Origin of the sequence: Lysobacter sp. Root76, assembly GCF_001428685.1 — a bacterium.
GTDB lineage: Bacteria > Pseudomonadota > Gammaproteobacteria > Xanthomonadales > Xanthomonadaceae > Lysobacter.
The window spans coordinates 735,144-752,645 of record NZ_LMIK01000001.1 but is presented as its reverse complement, the minus strand read 5'-3'; the positions used below and the strand labels follow the sequence as shown (position 1 = coordinate 752,645).

General features: G+C 65.8%; 21 protein-coding genes. 14 read left to right on the top strand and 7 right to left on the bottom strand.

The features are described from left to right. Positions 1 to 206: 206 nt before the first annotated feature. On the bottom strand, positions 207 to 1,115 hold the full coding sequence (locus tag ASE10_RS03050; protein WP_055903030.1) for a universal stress protein: 909 nt from the start codon (positions 1,113 to 1,115) through the stop codon (positions 207 to 209). Positions 1,116 to 1,211: 96 nt separating this feature from the next. On the opposite strand from ASE10_RS03050, the gene ASE10_RS03045 reads away from it, so the two are divergent. Next, positions 1,212 to 1,766 (top strand): GNAT family N-acetyltransferase, encoded by a 555-nt coding sequence (locus ASE10_RS03045; RefSeq protein ID WP_235565814.1) that lies wholly within the window; start codon positions 1,212 to 1,214, stop codon positions 1,764 to 1,766. A gap of 56 nt (positions 1,767 to 1,822) precedes the next feature. Further along, positions 1,823 to 2,194, top strand: a complete 372-nt coding sequence (locus tag ASE10_RS03040) for a low affinity iron permease family protein (protein ID WP_055903028.1) — start codon at positions 1,823 to 1,825, stop codon at positions 2,192 to 2,194. Here the strand turns inward: ASE10_RS03040 and ASE10_RS19405 are convergent. Further along, entirely contained in the window at positions 2,158 to 2,910 is a 753-nt protein-coding gene (locus ASE10_RS19405) for a DUF4010 domain-containing protein (RefSeq protein WP_157480871.1), read from the bottom strand. The two genes, ASE10_RS03040 and ASE10_RS19405, sit on opposite strands and share 37 nt — an antisense overlap. A 146-nt stretch (positions 2,911 to 3,056) precedes the next feature. Continuing rightward, positions 3,057 to 4,094 carry a zinc-dependent alcohol dehydrogenase gene (locus ASE10_RS03035; protein ID WP_056305040.1) on the bottom strand — a complete coding sequence of 346 codons (1,038 nt, stop codon included), beginning with the start codon at positions 4,092 to 4,094 and terminating at the stop codon, positions 3,057 to 3,059. A gap of 138 nt (positions 4,095 to 4,232) precedes the next feature. Between ASE10_RS03035 and ASE10_RS03030 the strand changes: the two genes are divergently transcribed. After that, positions 4,233 to 4,988 carry a response regulator gene (locus ASE10_RS03030; RefSeq protein ID WP_235567531.1) on the top strand — a complete coding sequence of 252 codons (756 nt, stop codon included), beginning with the start codon at positions 4,233 to 4,235 and terminating at the stop codon, positions 4,986 to 4,988. Next, on the top strand, positions 4,985 to 7,018 hold the full coding sequence (locus tag ASE10_RS03025) for a PAS domain S-box protein (protein ID WP_055903025.1): 2,034 nt from the start codon (positions 4,985 to 4,987) through the stop codon (positions 7,016 to 7,018). The genes ASE10_RS03030 and ASE10_RS03025 overlap by 4 nt, the downstream gene beginning before the upstream one ends. Here ASE10_RS03025 and ASE10_RS03020 read toward each other — a convergent pair. Continuing rightward, positions 7,012 to 7,884, bottom strand: a complete 873-nt coding sequence (locus tag ASE10_RS03020) for a helix-turn-helix domain-containing protein (protein WP_156087607.1) — start codon at positions 7,882 to 7,884, stop codon at positions 7,012 to 7,014. The genes ASE10_RS03025 and ASE10_RS03020 overlap by 7 nt on opposite strands. 68 nt (positions 7,885 to 7,952) lie before the next feature. Between ASE10_RS03020 and ASE10_RS03015 the strand changes: the two genes are divergently transcribed. Next, positions 7,953 to 8,849, top strand: a complete 897-nt coding sequence (locus ASE10_RS03015) for a hypothetical protein (protein WP_055903020.1) — start codon at positions 7,953 to 7,955, stop codon at positions 8,847 to 8,849. Between the two features lie 44 nt (positions 8,850 to 8,893). Here the strand turns inward: ASE10_RS03015 and ASE10_RS19920 are convergent, their stop codons facing one another. Genes ASE10_RS19920 through ASE10_RS03005 form a run of 3 tightly spaced genes read right to left on the bottom strand, consistent with a single transcriptional unit; the run spans position 8,894 to position 10,384 of the window. Beyond that, a complete protein-coding gene (locus ASE10_RS19920) occupies positions 8,894 to 9,142 on the bottom strand; it encodes a hypothetical protein (protein ID WP_157480872.1) in 249 nt (82 codons plus the stop codon). A 35-nt stretch (positions 9,143 to 9,177) separates the two neighbouring features. Then, on the bottom strand, positions 9,178 to 9,507 hold the full coding sequence (locus tag ASE10_RS03010) for a hypothetical protein (protein ID WP_157480873.1): 330 nt from the start codon (positions 9,505 to 9,507) through the stop codon (positions 9,178 to 9,180). 40 nt (positions 9,508 to 9,547) lie between these two features. Further along, positions 9,548 to 10,384, bottom strand: a complete 837-nt coding sequence (locus tag ASE10_RS03005) for a universal stress protein (RefSeq protein WP_055903016.1) — start codon at positions 10,382 to 10,384, stop codon at positions 9,548 to 9,550. A gap of 220 nt (positions 10,385 to 10,604) precedes the next feature. On the opposite strand from ASE10_RS03005, the gene ASE10_RS03000 reads away from it, so the two are divergent. The 9 genes from ASE10_RS03000 (at position 10,605) to ASE10_RS02965 (ending at position 17,466) form a co-directional block, all read left to right on the top strand. Next, positions 10,605 to 11,252 carry a BON domain-containing protein gene (locus tag ASE10_RS03000; protein ID WP_055903014.1) on the top strand — a complete coding sequence of 216 codons (648 nt, stop codon included), beginning with the start codon at positions 10,605 to 10,607 and terminating at the stop codon, positions 11,250 to 11,252. Further along, positions 11,249 to 11,455: a cytochrome oxidase putative small subunit CydP gene (cydP, locus tag ASE10_RS02995; RefSeq protein WP_055903012.1), complete on the top strand. Its 207-nt coding sequence runs from the start codon at positions 11,249 to 11,251 to the stop codon at positions 11,453 to 11,455. Before ASE10_RS03000 ends, cydP begins: the two co-directional genes overlap by 4 nt. A gap of 6 nt (positions 11,456 to 11,461) precedes the next feature. Beyond that, positions 11,462 to 13,039 (top strand): cytochrome ubiquinol oxidase subunit I, encoded by a 1,578-nt coding sequence (locus tag ASE10_RS02990; protein ID WP_055903011.1) that lies wholly within the window; start codon positions 11,462 to 11,464, stop codon positions 13,037 to 13,039. Beyond that, entirely contained in the window at positions 13,039 to 14,178 is a 1,140-nt protein-coding gene (gene cydB / locus ASE10_RS02985) for a cytochrome d ubiquinol oxidase subunit II (protein ID WP_055903985.1), read from the top strand. Before ASE10_RS02990 ends, cydB begins: the two co-directional genes overlap by 1 nt. Beyond that, on the top strand, positions 14,178 to 14,303 hold the full coding sequence (gene cydX, locus ASE10_RS19400) for a cytochrome bd-I oxidase subunit CydX (protein WP_082559664.1): 126 nt from the start codon (positions 14,178 to 14,180) through the stop codon (positions 14,301 to 14,303). The genes cydB and cydX overlap by 1 nt, the downstream gene beginning before the upstream one ends. Next, positions 14,303 to 14,557, top strand: coding sequence for a cyd operon YbgE family protein (locus ASE10_RS02980; protein ID WP_055903009.1), 255 nt, complete (start codon positions 14,303 to 14,305; stop codon positions 14,555 to 14,557). The genes cydX and ASE10_RS02980 overlap by 1 nt, the downstream gene beginning before the upstream one ends. Before the next feature lie 155 nt (positions 14,558 to 14,712). After that, complete coding sequence (locus ASE10_RS20505; protein WP_055903007.1) at positions 14,713 to 15,135, top strand: universal stress protein; 423 nt, start codon at positions 14,713 to 14,715, stop codon at positions 15,133 to 15,135. A 52-nt stretch (positions 15,136 to 15,187) separates the two neighbouring features. After that, positions 15,188 to 16,867 carry an AarF/UbiB family protein gene (locus ASE10_RS02970; protein WP_056305043.1) on the top strand — a complete coding sequence of 560 codons (1,680 nt, stop codon included), beginning with the start codon at positions 15,188 to 15,190 and terminating at the stop codon, positions 16,865 to 16,867. A 242-nt stretch (positions 16,868 to 17,109) separates the two neighbouring features. Then, on the top strand, positions 17,110 to 17,466 hold the full coding sequence (locus ASE10_RS02965; RefSeq protein ID WP_055903002.1) for a hypothetical protein: 357 nt from the start codon (positions 17,110 to 17,112) through the stop codon (positions 17,464 to 17,466). Positions 17,467 to 17,502: the final 36 nt, after the last annotated feature.

The following is a 17,502-nucleotide window of genomic DNA, read 5'->3' as shown; positions in this document are numbered from 1 at the left end:
AAACTTGGATTTAGTAAAAAAAGGCCCGCTTTTGCGGGCCTTTTCCTTTGCCAAGAAGTTGTTGCATGCAACGAGCAGGGCGTAGAGTTCCTGCTGCCACCTGAAGTGTTGGTACATATCCATGAGCCAGAAGTCGGGCCGTAGGATTTCGAGCATCCTGTTCGCGGACGGCGAGCGATATTATGAGCTGGCAGATCCTGACGTGCTCAATGGGAAAGCAGGGTCGGAACCGAAGCGTGCTCCATCAGGAAACGGGTCGCTCCTCCCAGCACTTGTTCCCGCAGTCGCGAATGGCTGTAGCCGCCCGCGACCAACAGATCCGCTCCGACTTCTTGCGCATGGATATCGATGATGGCCCCGACCTGCGCGGCCGGGGCCGAGCGTCTCACCAACTGCGCGCCGACTTGGTTCCGCTCCAGGTGCCCGATCAACATCGCATCCAGCGATTGTGCGTAGGACGATCGAGCGCCCTCGTCGACGATGAGCAGGTCGACCGAACTCATGCGCTGCAGCCAGGGCATCGCATCGTGCAACGCACGCGCCGACTCGCGGGACGACTTCCAGGCGATGACCGCCTTGCCGAACCCGGGCGCGGAATTGTACGACGCCGGGACCACTAACATCGGGCGGCCGGATGAGACCAGTACGCTCGAAGCCAGCCGCTCTCGGGCCTCGCGTTGGTCCCCAGCGATGGCACCGATGACGACGAGGTCGCTCTGTCGCGCCGGCTCGATGCAGATTTCCGCGGGTGTCGACCAGAATTCCTGCGACTGCCGGATCTGGAACGGCACCGATTCGGACTTGAGGCAGTCCGCGGTTGCGTCGGCCATCGCCTGGGTGGTGGCAGCCGCACAATCGCGCATGCTCTCGTAAACGCCCGCGGGATAGTACGCCCAGGTTTCGGCGATGGGCACGGTCTGGCTCACGCCCACGAGCGCGGTGACGTGCCCGCCGCTGATTCGGGCGAGGGCGCAGCCGGCGCGCAGCGCCGCGGACGGAATGTCGCCCATGAGCAGGGGCACGAGGATGTCTTTGAACACAGTGTCGTCCTCGGGTATCGGGTGTCGTGGATCGATACTGACGTGCGCGTCGGCGTCGGTGTTGACGCCGATCAAGAACCCGTGCGGACGGCGGCGCCGGGCTTGATATGGATCAAGGGGCGGAACATCCGAGCGCTTAGCCTGCAGTCGACATCCTCCCAGGAGCCCGCCATGAGGACCCCGTCGATGGCCTCATCCGCCTCGACGCCAGCCCGATCCCTGCGCTGGTCGCAGACGCTGCGCGATCGCAGCCAAGTTCTGATCCGGACGATCGTCCCGCAGGACCGGGCCGCCGAGCGCGCCTTCCTGGAAACGCTTTCGTCGGAGGCTCGGTGTTTCCGTTTTTTCGGCCAGGTCAGAAGCCCCAGCGAGCAGTTGATAGATCGCCTGACGGACCTTGATCCGCATAGCGAGGCTGCGTTCGTGGCGGTAATACCGGAAGGCAGCGCGGAACGCATCGTCGGCGCCGCTCGATACGGCGCTTCGGCCGACGGCGCCGCTTGCGAATGCGCGGTGACGGTGATCGATGAATGGCAGAACAAGGGTTTGGGCGGTGCGTTGATGAAGCATCTGATCGAGCTTGCGCGCGAGCGCGGCATCCATCGGATGTACTCGGTGGATCTGGCCGAAAATCTGCAGATGCGCGATCTGGCCCGCCACCTGGGCTTCCACGTGCGGGTAGATCCGGACGATGACCGCCAGGTCATTCACGAGCTGTCGCTGTAATGCCGCAAGCTTGCCTTCAGTGCCGCCTTTCGATGCCAGGACCGGGGAAAAATGCCGTGAACTCAGCACAAGCCTTCGATCGCTTCTCCAAGCTCGCGGCCCGCTTTGCCGGTCGTTCTGCGGCCTTCATCGCGGCGGTCGCGATCATCGCCGCCTGGCTGGTCAGCGGTCCTCTGTTCGGTTTCAGCGATACTTGGCAGTTGGTGATCAATACCGCGACCACGGTGATCACGTTTCTGATGGTGTTCCTGATTCAGAACACCCAGGGCCGCGATACCGAGGCGATCCAGATCAAGCTCGACGAGCTGATCCGTTCGTCGGGATCGGCCAGTAATGCGCTGATGGACGTAGAGGAACTGGACGACGCGACCCTCGACAGCCATCGCGCGCGTTACGAGCTGTTGGCGCGACAGTCGCGCGAGTCGTGACTGCCGTCGCCGCGACGACGCCCTCTCAGCCGAGCGAAGCGACCACCGCGAACGTCGCGGCCATCGCCAGGATTTCCGCAATCAACCGCTACGCAAAACCACGGCTGCCCTTGAAAGCGGCCGTCAGGCATATGACCAGCGAGTTTGCGATGAAGGAGCCGATCGGGCCTTGTTCGGCCAAGGCCATGTCGCTGGGCGCGCATCGCCGATTGTGCGGATGACGCCGCGCCGGCATGGACGTCGACCAGGCCCGAAGCGGCCAGCACCCAGGGCAGGCTGGCCTCGCCCAGATAGGTTTTGGCGATGGCCGTGGCCAACATGACTGTGGTGAGCAGCGCAACGAACCTTAGCGCAGAGATCGGCTCGAAGGGGCGTTTCGGCACGAGTTTTCGGGCCCTCGATCTGCAACGGCAACGGCCGCGGCAGCGACTGCGACGACGAGGCCCGACGCGATCAGCGCCGGGGCGAGCTTGCAGCATCGCAGGCGACAATGCTCCGATCACCACCGCGAGCCGCACCACCGTGGCTATGTTCGACATCAGCGCGGCGCTGCGCGCCGGGGCGACCAACTCGGGCACCGCGTGGGCGCGGTCAGCCATCGCCGCGACCATCGCCGTGACCAGCGCACTCAGAAATGAGCCGGCAGCCAACAGCGCCATCTGACCGAGGCTGGCCGCGACCGAACCGCTCAGGCCGTACAGGATGAAGCTGCGCACGCCGCCAGGCTCGCGCAAAGGCCGCCGCTCTTGGTGCGCTAGCGTTCCAGGCCGACTGACAGGCCGATGCCCAACGCGACGATCATTCCATTGACCTCGCGTGGGAACAGGTTCATGGCGGTGGACGTCCTCGACAAGACGTCATCTCAGGCCACCAGACTCATATCCAGCACGGCACGCCCTTCGACCTCGCCGACTCGCAGGCGGTCCAATACCACGTTGACCTGGTCCAGCGGATACGGCTCCACCATGGCCTGCACCTTGCCGCTGGCGGCTATCGCGATCGCTTCGGCCAGGTCCTGCCGGTTGCCGACGATCGAACCGCGCAGGGTGATGCGCTTGAGCACCACATCGAAGATCGGGGTCGCGAATTCTCCGGGCGGAAGTCCCACCATGCTGATGGTGCCCTTGCGCCGCACCATGCCCAGTGCCTGGGCGAAGGCGCCGGGCGAGACGGCGGTGACCAGCACGCCTTGCGCCCCGCCGCCGGTGCCGCTGCGTACGTCTTCCAGCGCGCCGAGGTCGTTGGAGTTGACGACGATCTCGGCGCCGAGCGAACGCGCCAGTTCGAGTTTGCTTTCGCGCACGTCGATCGCCGCCACGTGCAGCCCCATCGCCTGGGCGTACTGGATCGCCAGATGACCCAGTCCGCCTATGCCGGAAATGACGATCCACTCTCCAGGACGCACCTCGGTCTCGCGAATGCCCTTGTAGCTGGTGACGCCGGCGCAGAGAATCGGCGCCAAGCCGACGAAGTCGCAGCGGTCAGGCAGGGCAGCGACGTACGCCGCATCGGCGATCGCGTACTCGCCGAAAGTGCCATTTACGCTGTAGCCGCTGTTGCGCTGCTGCTCGCATAGCGTTTCCCAGCCGGTGATGCAATATTCGCAGCGGCCGCAAGCATGGTGGAGCCAAACGATACCGACCGAATCGCCCGGACGCAGGTGCTTCACTCCGGCGCCGATCTCGGCGACCGTACCCGCGCCTTCGTGCCCGGGAATGAAAGGCAACGCGGGCTTGACCGGCCAGTCGCCCTGCACCGCATGCAGGTCGGTGTGACAGACGCCGCTCGCGCGGATCCTGACGAGAATCTCGCCGGGGCCGGGCGTGGGAATGGGCAGGCGATCGACCATCAGCGGAACGCCCAGGCGGTGGGCGACCGCCGCTCGCATCGTGCCGTCCATCGAACGCACCTCGGACTGATTCGTTCTCGACTCTGGGCCTGGCGCGCCATCGGCGCCTTGATATGGATCAATCGACGCCAACCGAGCTTGCGGGCGGCGCCGGATCGGCCCATTCTTTCCCCGTTTCCTACGAGTCCAATGACCGCCATGCCATCGGAAGCAAAGGACGCGACCTCCACGGCGGGTCCCCTGCCCAGGCTGCTGATAATCGACGACGATGCCGACATCGTCGCTTTGTTGTCGCGATACTTCGGCGCGAACGGCTATCGGGTGGTCGGCGCTTCGAGCGCGGCCCGGGCGCGCGCGTTGGTCGCTTCGGAAACGATCGAGCTGATCCTGCTGGATCTCGGCCTTCCCGACGAGGACGGCCTGTCGCTTCTGCGGCACCTGCAGACCGAGTGGCGCGGTCCGGTCATCGTGATCACCGGGCGCGGCGAGGCGGTCGAACGCGTCGTGGGGTTGGAACTGGGCGCCGACGACTATGTGACCAAGCCGTTCGACCTGCGCGAACTGCTCGCGCGGATCAGGTCGGTGTTGCGCCGCTCCACCGCCCAGGCGCCCGCGATGGCGGCATCTGCCGGCCTGGCTTTCGAGGGGTTTCGCCTGGACCTGGGGGCGAGACGCTTGACCGATGCCGCCGGGGTCGAGGTGGCCTTGACCACCGGCGAGTTCGAGTTGCTCAAGGCTCTGCTGGAAAAGCCGCGGCAAGTGCTCAGCCGCGACGAGCTCATGACCCGAATGCACGGCCGGCAGGCCGGCCCGTTCGACCGCAGCATCGATGTGAGCATCGGCCGGCTGCGACGCAAGATCGAACACGACCCCGCCGAGCCGCGATTGATACGCTCGGTCCGGGGGGCGGGTTATCTGTTTGCGGCCGAGGTTCGCAACGCATGAGCGAAAGCGCGCTGTTTCCGGGGTTGTTCGAAGCCGTTCCGGACGCGCTGATCGTCGTCGACGGCGACGGGCGGATCGTGCAGGCCAATGCGCAGGCCGAACGCCTGTTCGGTTATCGACAAGGCGGCCTGGAGCAAGTCGCGATCGAGCAACTCATTCCCGCGTCAGCGCGCGATCGCCATCGCGATCACCGTGCGCGTTACATGAGACAGCCGCATGTGCGGCCGATGGGGGTCACCGGTCAGAGCCTGATCGGTCAACGGCTCGATGGTGCGCAATTTCCGGTGGAGATCGCGCTCAGTCCGATCGAAAGCGACCAGGGGCCGCGCTACTTGGCCTCGGTCCGCGACGTCTCCGAGACCCAACGGGCCCGCCAGGCCCTGGTCCGCGCCCGTTACGATGCGCTGGCCGCCCGAATCGGCCAACTCGCGCTCGAGGCCCAGGACGAATCCGGCGTGGTCGATCACGTCCCGGCGCTGTTGGCGGCTGCACTCGATACCCCGATGGTCGCCGTCGTGTTCGTCACGGATGACCGCCAAAGCGTGGCGACACGGGCCTCGACCGGGCTCGACGAAGCCGCCGCGGCTTCGCGTTCGCCGATCGGTTTCGACCGCGAAGCCCTGCTAGCGCGCATTGCCGAGGGCGAGACCCTGGTCGTGGACGACCTTGCCGGCGATACCGACGGCCGTTTTCCGCTCGTCGTCGCGGGCTCCGGCAGCGCGGTACTGCTGCCGCTGCTGGACCGCGGCCGTCCGATGGGTGCGCTGTTGGTGGTGTCGTCGCAGCCGCGCCATTTCGATCACGACGCGCTGCATCTGCTGCAGTCGGTGGCCAACCTGATCGCCGCGTTCGTGCAGCGGCGACGTACGGAGGAACAACTGGCCCATTCGCAACGGCTCGACGCGATCGGTCAGCTGACCGGGGGCATCGCTCACGATTTCAACAACCTGTTGACGGTCTTGTCCGGCAGCCTTCAGTTGCTGGAGATGGAGCACGAGCAAAGGCCGGAGGCGAGCGAGCTGATCGGCAGCGCCTTGCGCTCGGTGGGCCGGGGCGCGGAGCTCACCGGGAAATTATTGGCCTTTGCGCGCCGGCAACGGTTGATGCCGCAGGCCGTGGCCGTGCCCGCGCTACTGCACGACGTCGAATCGATGTTGCAACGCACCTTGGGCGACAGCGTGCGCCTCTATGTGCGCTGCGAGGACGATCTGCCGCCGGCTTACGTCGATCCAACCCAGTTGGACGCAGCGCTGGTCAATCTGGCCCTGAACGCTCGCGACGCCATGCCGCGCGGCGGCGAAATCACCGTCGAGGCAGGAGTGCATCAGGTCGGGGATCATGCCGGCAGCGGAGAGCTCGCCGCCGGCCGCTATGTGCGCATCAGCGTGACCGATACCGGGCGCGGCATGGCGCCGGAAATCCTGGCCCGCGCGATGGAGCCGTTCTTCACCACCAAGGAAGCCGGGCGCGGCAGCGGACTGGGACTCAGCATGGCCTATGGTTTCGCCAAGCAGAGTGGCGGTCATCTGCGCATCGACAGCACGCTGGGCTACGGCACTCGCGTGGCGTTGTTTCTTCCTGCCGCACAGGCGGTCGCGGCCGCCGCGTCGCCGGTCGCGGCGACCCGCGCTCAAGGCAAGGGAGAGACCGTGCTGGTCGTGGAGGACGATGGGGCGGTGCGCGATATCGCAGTGGCCTTCCTACGTTCGTCCGGCTATCAGGTATCGGCGGTGGCAAGTGCTGAAGATGCGCTTCGGCGGTTGTCGGACGACGAATCGATCGCGTTGTTGTTCAGCGATGTCATGCTCGGCGAAGGCATGAACGGCAAAGAGCTGGCCATCGCCGCGCGCGGGTTGCGGCCGCGATTGCCCATATTGTTGACTTCGGGCTACGAAACCGACGCGACTGGGCCGGCGGTGACAGCGGAAGCCTTCGAGTTGCTGCGAAAGCCTTACCGACGCGAGCAATTGGCCGCGGCGGTCGCGCGGGCGCTCGACCCGCTGGCCGATGAGCGTGCCGCGCCTCAGTGATAGGCCGTGTTGTCGCGCAGCACGGTCTGCAGGCCGTTGCGGTCCTTGATGCAAATCTCCCGGCCGGCGACGCCGATCAGGCCCCGGGCCTGCAGCCTCGAAAGCACGCGGGTGACGGTTTCCAGAGTCAGCGATAGGAAGTTGCCGAGTTCGGCCCGCGTCATGCGTAGTTGCAGGCGGTTCGGACTGAACCCTAATTGTTCCAGGCGCGAAGCCAGGTCGAACAAGAAGGTAACCACGCGTTGATCGGCGCCGAGCGTGCCCAGAGTCAGCATCCAGCTCCAGTCGCGACGGATCTCGCTGGCGAGCAGCGCGGTGACGCGTTCCTGGAACTGCGGCAGTTCGTCGCGCAAGCGGGTATACGGCAGTTCCCAGAGCTCCCCGGTGTCCAGCGCCATGACGTCGCAAGCGTAGGTCGGCATGTCCAAGGCGTCCAGGCCGAGCAGGTCGCCGCGCATGCGGAATCCGGTGATCTTCTCGCGCCCGTCTTCGCTGACCACGGCGGTCTTGAAGAAGCCGGCGTGCACCAGGTACAAGGCGTGCCGGGCCTGGCCCGCGCGGAATACGTACTGTTTCGCGCAAACCCGGCGGCGCTGTAATGGCCAAGCCTGCAACAACCGCTCCAGGCTGTGCGTCTCGTGGACGCGTCCGCTCGCGGATGCGCCGAAGCAGGATTCGCTGGAGGGCTCTGCGTGTTGGAGGACATCGAGCAACATGGCGGCATTCCGCGACGGGGTTGAGGCAAGGCTAGCCGCGCGGGCGTAGCGGACGATTCCAAACCGGTAACTGCCGGTAACCGTTTGTAACAGCCTCGCGAGCCTGGCAATGCGCGAGCGCGGCGAAGCGGCAAGCTTGATCCCGGTCAAGGCGGACCTGCCCGGCAAGGGCACAGTGACAGAGCAGACAATCCGGCCTCGAGCCGTCAGGAACTACCTTGACTCTTCTCACGCGATTCACAGACCCGCAAGCGGTCGATCTCTGGGACAGCCGCTTTCGTTGGCGCAGCGGCGATCGACTGTGCGACCGGACCATCGATGCGACCTGGCAAAGGGTCGCCGAGGCGCTGGCCGCGCCCGAAGGCAATGACGGCGCATATTGGCGCAGCCGCTACGCGTTCGCGTTCGGAAGTTGGCAGATACTGCCCGACCCACGGCTGCTGCGCCACGCAGGTACCGACACACCGGTACCGCTGCTGACCGAACCACGGGCGGTGGTCAACGCCGGACTCTTCGTCTCCGATCCGCATACGCGCCAGGCCCGCTTCGATCACAAGCGCTTCGGCTCGGCGGCCGCCCTGGCGGTGCGCATGCTCGACGATGCGGCGATGGCCTACGGTCCCAGCGGCGATCAGCCGCTGCGATTCGGCATCGGCGTGATCGGCGTCGGCGATGCATTGGATCGTCTCGGCCTGGCGTATACCTCGGGCCGCTCTCCATCAGTGGCGCAAGCGATCGCGCGGAGTCTGGCGTTTGGCTGCCTGCATGGGGCGCTGCAATTGGCCGAGGAGCGCGGCAGCCCTGCCAGCGGCGTCGGGCTTGCCAGCCTGTGGATGCATCGGGGTTTGCCGGCTTCGCTGGCGGAAGCGGCAGAGCGAGACCGGCGCCACCAATCCTTGACCCGGATCGAGCCGCAGCCCGAACTGGCCTGCCTGGCCAACGGTGCGAGCGATGCACTGGAGCCGGCGCGGACTCCGGAGACGACCGCGCTGGAACGCGAAGGGTCGGGGCTGCAACTGGCGACACGCGCGATTCGTGCTGCCGTCCAGCCGTGGATCGATGCGCCGGTTTGCGCATCGACGCAAGCCCGTGGGGCGGTCCAGGGCGTGGGCTGAGCGAAGCCCCGCGCGGATGCCGCAGGACGCGCCCTGGATGGGCCTCAGGGCCTTCGCAACAACCTCCGCAGCAATGCGGCCGACCGATCGCGCAGACGCGCAAGCATGGTATGCGCGCCCGGCGCTGCCGCGATGTCTGGGCGCTGCTCGCCCGCGTCCGCAGGTGCCGCGGCCGGACCGGGCTCCGGGCCGAGCAGGGCGGTTGTGACATCGTCTTCGATCCATCGCAACTGGCGCCGCAGCGCCGCTTCGAGATCGGCGGATTCTTGAGAAGGCGGATCAACGCGATGCATGCTGGACACCTCAGAAGGACGAGCGGTCGACTGCCTCACGGTCGGCTGTCGAAGCGGGCAAAGGCCTGTTGGCCAAGTCCGCCCAGGCGCGCCGCGATGCCTGCGGAAAATCCTCGCAGCCACGGGGAACCGCTGCCGGACCGAGGCGAGGGCGGCAGGGTGTCGATCGCGAAGGCTTTGTATATGCCGGCCAGATCGAGGTGGCGCAATTTCAGGCGGCGCGCCTCGCCGTGCACGCTTGGCCGGCGTTCTCGCTGCAATGGCAAGCTGTCCTTGCAGACCTGCCGGCGCAGCGCTCGGATCGTGGCGGCAGCATGCGCCAGGGCGGCACGCGCATGTCCGCGTACGCGTTCGGTGGCGCACATGGGCGGAGGCCACGGGAAAGTGAACGCATGGCCGGCCATGTCAGTGCCCGAACAGGACGGGAAGATCGGACGCGATCAGCAGCTCGCGCGTGACGCCGCCCAGCGCCCATTCGCGCAAGCGCGAATGCCCGTAGCCGCCCGCTACCAGCAGGTCCGCACGAATTTCGCGCGAGTAATGCAGCAACGCGGTGGCGACGGTCTGGCCGAGGGCCGGCCGTACGAGGCGCGACACCTGGACTCCGTGGCGCTCCAGATGCTCGACGATGCGGCGTGCGGACGGTTCGCTGTCCTGGCCGGGGTCGGTTTCCACCGTAAGCACCGCCACACTCTCGGCGGCGATCAACAACGGCAGCGCGTCATGAACCGCGCGCGTGATTTCGCGGGTAGGTTGCCAGGCGATCACCACGCGGCGCGGCGGCACCGTCAAGACGCAGTGTGGGGGGACCATCAGCACCGGCCGCCCGGATTCGAATAGCAAGGCGACGAAATAGTCGTGCGGCAGTATCGAATCGACCGTGTCGCCGACGGCTCCGGTGACGATCGAGAGGTCGGCGTCGTAGGCCTGCTTGGCGGCCAGGCGAGGCGCCTCGGAGTACAAGGCCTCCACCAGTCGGGCTTCCGCCGAAATGCGTTCGCCCGCCAACCTAAGTTCGAGCTTCGTCAGGTTGATCCGGCCGCGCTCTCGCAAAGCGGCGTGAAGGTCGGCCGTCGCCGCATCGGGCGTCAGGCCCCATGGATGGGTCATCGGCATGGGCAGGTCGACCATTTCCAGCGCGGTCAGGCGGGCACCGCTCGATTTCGCGAGCGCCATGGCGAAGGTCAGCGCGTCGTCGTCGCCGTCGCTGCCGGTCATCGGGATCATCAGGTCCTTGTACATGAGCGTTCTCCGCAGCCGCGATCGGCATCACGCTCATTCCAATCCGGCGCCGGCCGCGCGTATTGATCTGGGTCAACGCTCGGTGTCGGAGCGCGCATGGTGCGGCCCCCATCTAACCCGGGCAGGCCGGATCACCGCCATGCGGCGGGCACTTGATCTGGATCAACCCGACCGGTCGCCGGCTTGGGCGTAATGCCCTCGGGTTTATCCGGAGTAGGCCATGAACAGCGAGCGGTTGCGTAAGTACGTCCTGGAAGAATTGGCATTCGATCCCCGAGTCGATGCTTCGGGCATCGGAGTGAGCATCGACGAGCGCATCGTCAAGCTGACCGGCCATGTCCACAGCCTCGCCGACAAGATCGCAGTCGCCGAGGCCGTGGAACGGGTCAAGGGCGTGCGCGGAATCGTGCTCGACGTCGAGGTGCGTTGCCCGGACTCGCCTGTCTCCGATGAGGTTCTGGTCAAGCGCGCGACCGATGTACTCGATTGGGACACCACGCTGCCACGCGGGGCGGTGAAGGTCAGCGTCGATCAAGGATGCCTGACCTTGAGCGGCACCGTCGATTGGCAGTTCCAGCGCAGCGAGATCGAGAAGGATCTTCGCTGCCTTGCCGGCGTGGTCGACATCGACAACAAGATCGCGATCCGCAGCATTTCCTGCAAGCAGGACGTCAAGCGCTCGATCAAGGACGCGATGCACAGGCGGGCCGACGTGCAAGCCTCGAACATCCGGGTCGACGTGGACGAAAACGGCAAGGTCACCCTCAAAGGCAAGGTCGAGGACTGGCAGGCGCGAAATACCGTGGAGGACGCGGCCTGGCTGATCGCCGGGGTCAAGGATGTCGACAATCTGGTGCGCGTGCGGTGATCGAATCCGGCCCGCGGTGCGGATCGACGCGCGGGCTGGATGCGCCGCCGCGGCTCAAGCGTGCGCTGGCGCGTCGCGTCGCCGCGACGATCGCGGCGAAGCTGGCGCTGCTGATCGTGCTGTATCTGCTGTTCTTCTCGCCGTCGAGCCGCCCGCATATTGACGATGCGGCGATCGATCGGCACCTCTTGCCAACTAGGTGAACCGCCATGCCGGACTTACACGTCGTCGACCTGTCCAGATTGCAATTCGCGCTCACTGCGCTGTATCACTTTCTGTTCGTTCCGCTGACCATCGGCTTGGCCGTCATGATTGCGATCATGGAAAGCGTTTACGTGATGACCAACCGGCCGATCTGGAAGCAGATGACGCGCTTCTGGGGCTTGCTGTTCGGCATCAACTTCGCCATGGGCGTGGCCACCGGCATCACCATGGAATTCCAGTTCGGAACCAACTGGGCGTACTACTCGCATTACGTCGGCGACATCTTCGGCGCTCCGCTGGCGATCGAAGGGCTGATGGCATTTTTTCTCGAAAGTACCTTTGTCGGCTTGTTCTTCTTCGGTTGGGACCGATTGAGCAAACTGCAGCACCTGACCGTGACCTGGCTGACCGCCTTGGGCGCGAATCTTTCGGCATTGTGGATACTGATCGCCAACGGCTGGATGCAGAACCCGGTTGGGTCGGAGTTCAATTTTAAGACGATGCGCATGGAGATCACCGATTTCGCCGCGGTGGTGTTCAACCCGGTCGCGCAGGCCAAGTTCGTGCACACGGTCAGCGCGGGCTACGTCACCGGTGCGATGTTCGTGCTGTCGATCAGCGCCTGGTACCTGCTGCGCGGACGTAACGTCGAGATCGCGCGTCGCTCGATGGCTGTTGCGGCCAGCTTCGGCCTGGCCGCTGCGCTGTCGGTGGCGGTACTCGGCGACGAGAGCGGGTACACCGCCTCGGAAAATCAGAAGATGAAGGTCGCCGCGATCGAAGCCGAATGGCGGACCCATCCGGCGCCGGCCGCATTCACGGTGTTCGGCCTGCCCGACATGAAGCGTCGCGAGACGGCCCATGCGCTGCGCGTTCCCTGGGCGCTGGGCCTGATCGCGACGCGGTCGCTGGACAAGGAGGTTCCCGGCATCCACGAGTTGGTCGAAAGCAATCGAGAGCGCATTCGTCGCGGCATTTCCGCCTATGCCGCCTTGCGCGAGCTTCGCGCCGACCGGAACGATCCGGACAAGGCAGCCGCCTTCATGGCATTGCGCGAGGATCTCGGCTTCGGCTTGTTGACCCTGCGCTACACCTCCGATCCGACCACCGCCGACGAGTCCATCATCGACCGCGCGGCCTGGAGCACGGTGCCGAACGTGCCAGTACTGTTCTGGTCGTTCCGGATCATGGTCGGCTTGGGCATCTTCTTCATCGCGCTGTTCGCCGCCGCCTTCTATCTGTCGGCGCGCGGACGGTTGGAGCGGCCGCTATTCCTGCGGGTGGCGTTGTGGAGCCTGCCGCTGCCATGGGTCGCGGCAGAACTGGGCTGGATCGTAGCCGAGTACGGCCGCCAGCCGTGGGCGATCGACGGGGTGCTGCCGACCTTTCTCGGCGTGTCCTCGACCAGCTCCACGCAAGTGCTCGCGAGCCTGGTCGGGTTCGTCGTGCTCTACACCGGCTTGGCCGTGGTCGACGTGATGCTGATGCTGCGGGCGATCCGTTCCGGGCCCGACCGGCTTAATTTCTGGCCGGCGTCGCGAAACGACGCCGAACGCCGCCTGCCGCTGAGTACCGCGCCATGATCGACCTTATCGACTACTCGCTGCTACGCGAGATCTGGTGGGTTCTGCTCGGCGTGCTGCTGATCGGTTTCGCCTTGACCGACGGCTACGACCTGGGCCTGGGCGCGATTCTGCGCTTGATAGGCCGAGACGACATCGAACGCCGCATGGCGCTGGAATCGATCGAACCCAATTGGGAAGGCAACCAGGTCTGGTTCGTTCTCGGCGGCGGCGCCGTGTTCGCCGCCTGGCCATTGCTGTACGCGGCGTCGTTTTCGTCCTTCTATTTCGCCATGCTGCTGCTGTTGGTGGCCCTGATTCTGCGGCCGGTGGGCTTTGCCTTCCGTAACCGTCTGCCACAGGCGAAATGGCGCGAAGCCTGGGACTGGGCGCTGACGATCGCCGGCGCGGTGCCGTCGCTGGTGTTCGGCGTCGCATTCGGCAATCTGCTGCTCGGCGTGCCGTTCCATTTCACTCCTGAGCTGCTGCCGATCTACGACGGCGACTTCATCGGCCTGTTCCGCCCGTTCGCGCTGTTGGCCGGTCTGATCAGCCTGGCCATGCTGGTGATGCATGGCGCGTGTTTCGCCGCTATGCGGGTCGAAGACCCGGTCGGCGCCCGTGCCAGGCGGATCGCGCGTATCGCCGCCGCCGTCGCTGCCGCAGCCTTCGTCGGGGCCGGCGTGTGGCTGCGCTCCCTGCCGGCACCGGCCATCGTCGGCGGCATGCGCGTCGACGCACCGTCGGATCCCCTCGTCAAGCACGTGTTGATGATCGACGGCGGATGGTTCGCGAACTACGCCCTGAACCCCTGGATGATTGCGGTGCCGGTGGTGACGGTGGCGGCATTGATCGCCGTGGTGTTGATCGGCAAGCGATGGATGGCTTTCCTGGCCAGCGGAACCGCGGTGGCCGGCATCGTCCTGACCGCGGGCCTGGCGATGTTTCCGTTCCTGATGCCGTCCTCCACGTATCCGGCGCACAGTCTGACCGTCTGGGACGCCTCTTCGAGCGAGCGCACCCTGGGGATCATGCTGGTTGCCGCGGCGATCTTCCTGCCGCTGATCCTTGCGTACACCGGCTGGGCCTTCAGGGTCATGCGCGGTACGGTGACGCGCGCCCATGTGGAATCGCAAGACGACGCCGGAGACGCCTACTGATGTGGTACTTCGCCTGGATACTGGGTTTGGCCCTGGCCTGCAGTTTTGGCGTGCTCAACGCCATGTGGTTCGAGTTGCGCAGCGACGAAGAGCGCGATCGCCGCGAAGTGCTGGAGGACGACTGATGGCGCGCGCCGTATCGCTGCTGCTGGCATCGGCCCTGGCTTTGGCATTGCTGTTCGTGCCGGCGATGCGCGGCGGGGAGATGACGGCGGCGGCGCACGGGTGGCTGAGCCCGTTGATGCTGTCGATCTGTGCGGGCTTCGTCCATGGCGTGGGCTACCGACCCACGCGTCCATGGGCAAGGGCGTTGCTGCACCCGCTGTTGTTGTGGCCGGCGATGGCGGCGCTGGCGGTGATGTGGGCGCGCAGTTTCTAGGCCAACCGCGGGGGGCGATGCAACCGCGCGGCGGTCGGACCGGTCATGCCGGACTCCGGCCGGGCCGACGGCGAGCGCTTGCGTTGATCTCGATCAAGACACAGGACGGGCGCCGGTCGGATCCTGTGGGCATTCAAACCTCGAGGAGAACCGTCATGCGCATCCTGGTCGCGATCGACGGCAGCGAGGCCGCGCTGCGCGCCGTCCGCCATGCGATAAGGCTCGCGGGCGAGCTCGCAGAACCGCCCGAGATGCACTTGCTGTATGCCGACGAGCCGCTCATGCGCAGCGTCGCGCTCAGTCTGGGACTGCAGGAGACCGCCCGCTACCACGCCGACAACGGCAAAGCCGCAACCCAAAAGGCCAGGGCCATGCTCAAACGGGCCAAGGCCGTTTGCGAGGAGCATCTGCTGGTCGGCGATCCAGCAGCCACCATTCTCAAGCTCGCCAAGGCGAATCGATGCGACCTGGTGATCATGGGATCGCACGGCCGTTCGGCGCTGAAGAGTCTGTTTCTCGGTTCCGTGACCAGCAAAGTGCTGGTCAGTTGCTCGGTCCCGCTGACGATCGTGCGCTGACCGGCCTGCGGCCAGGCTTGCGCTGCAGCGATACTACGAGGAGCCCTCGCGCATGTGGGAGACGCTGATCGCCAGCCATGACCTCGGCCGCTTGCACGGCTTAGGCGCCATCCTGGTGCGATACGGGTTCGGCGATCTGGTGCGTCGGCTGGGGCTCGCGCAAACGCTCGCGCGCGCGGGCAAGGTCTTGCCACTCGCGCACCTCGAGGAACTGGTAGCGCTGCCGCCGCATGTGCGGGTGCGCTGCGCGCTCGAGGAAATGGGGCCGACGTTCGTCAAGCTCGGCCAAGTCCTGGCGACGCGGGTGGATCTGTTTCCTCCGCAATGGATCGCCGAGTTCAGTCGTCTGCAGAATGGCGTCCCGCCGGTGCCTTTCGAGGCGATCCGCTCGGAGATGTCGGCGGCGCTGGGGCAGGTCCCCGAGTTGGCATTCGCCTGGCTCGATCCCTCGCCGTTGGCGGCGGCGTCGATCGCTCAGGTGCACCGGGCGCGCTTGCCGGACGGCCGCGACGTCGTCGTCAAGGTTCGGCGTCCTGGCATCCGTCCGCTCATCGAGGCCGACCTGCGGCTGTTGCAGTACGTGGCAGGCAAGATCGAGGCGAAATTCCCGGATATGCGCCGTTACCATCCCGCCGGCATGGTGCGGCAGTTCCATGCATCGCTGCTGGGAGAGCTAGATCTCGCCGCCGAGTGCCGGCATGCCGAGCGTATCGCCGCCCATCTTTCCGGCGATGAACGCCTGGTCGTTCCGGCGGTGCACTGGCCTTATACCAGTGAACGGATGAACGTGCAGGACTTCGTCGACGGCATTGCCGTAGCCGATGTGGTCGCACTCGACATCGCCGGACTGGATCGCGCTCGGGTGGCGCGTGTCGGCGCGCAGATCGTCTTGAAAATGATGCTCGACGACGGTTTCTTCCATGCCGATCCCCATCCGGGCAACGTGTTCGTGTTGCGCGACGGGCGCATCGCCTTGATAGATTTCGGTATGGTGGGGCGGCTGTCGCCGGCGCGCCGCGCAGAAGTGGTGAGCCTGCTGTTCGGGTTGGTCGAGCGAGATCCCGAGCGCGTCACCGAGGTATTGCTCGACTGGACCGGACGGGCCGATGTGGACGAGGCGCAACTGGCCATCGACATCGACGCGTTCATCGACCGCTATCACGGAGTCCCGTTGGGGCAGCTCGACCTGGCAGGGATGTTGCTCGAAGTGGTGAGCTTGCTCCGATCGCATCGTTTGGCCTTGCCTTCCGACCTGGCTCTGCTGATCAAGGTCTGCCTTACCCTGGAAGGAATGGGGCGCAGTCTCGATCCGCAATTCGATATGGCGCTTCAGGCGCGGCCGTTCCTGCGCCGCGCCATGACGGCGCGTTTCCATCCTCGCCGGGTCGCGCGGCGCGGCGTGCGGTCGCTGGCCGATACCGTTGAGGTGCTGGCGACCTTGCCTCAGGACCTTCGGCGCGTGCTGCGTGCGATGCGCACCGGCGGAGCCCGGCTGCATATCGGGATGGACGAACTGCGCGATTTCGGCAGCCAGATGGCGCACTCGGCCAATCGTCTGGCGGGTAGCATGGTGATCGCCGCGCTGATCGTCGGTTCGTCCATCGCGATGACGGTCGAGGGCGGCCCCACCCTGTTCGGCCTGCCTTTATTCGGTCTGGTCGGCTTTGCCGGGGCCTCGCTCGCCGGCATCTGGCTGCTGCTGTCGATATTCCGTAGCGGCGGTGGACGCTAGCCCCTGTCGGTCTGCCAAGGCGACAGCGCAGCGCCGCGACAGCCCACCGGCGGGATATCGACGCTGCCCGCGGCGGCGATATCGCGATCCCATGCCTCCCGCTTGATCTGGATCAGCCCTGGCCCATGACGGCGGACTTAGCCTTGGGACATCTGCCCGAGTTCCCATCGGCGCCGACAGCCTCCAAGTCGTTCTATCGCGGCGGCGAACGCGCTCCGCGCGGCCATCCAGGAGTATCGATCATGAACAGGCTGTTGTTTCCCGCGTTGGCGGCCTTGTTGACTGGCTGCGCATCGCAGATATTCCTCGACGGAAGCCCCAGTGGCGATACGCACATCGCGGGCACTGCAGTCGAGAAGCGCGTTTATGCGATATCCAGCGATATGTGCGGTCGGCAGGAGCCCGTCCTACCGTACCAATTGGTCGAACGGAGCCGGGACGGTTGGGTGCGCTCGTGCGCGCAAGTCGAAGGTTTCGCATTCCGACCCGGTAACGATTATTACCTGCGGGTCACCGAACATCGGGCAGCGGGCGAATCCCCGCTCGTTCGCCTGATACTGAAGAGTGTGATCGAGCAGCGTCCGCATACGCGGAATTGACCTGACGGCGCGGGCGGGGCGGGAACGTCATGGCGG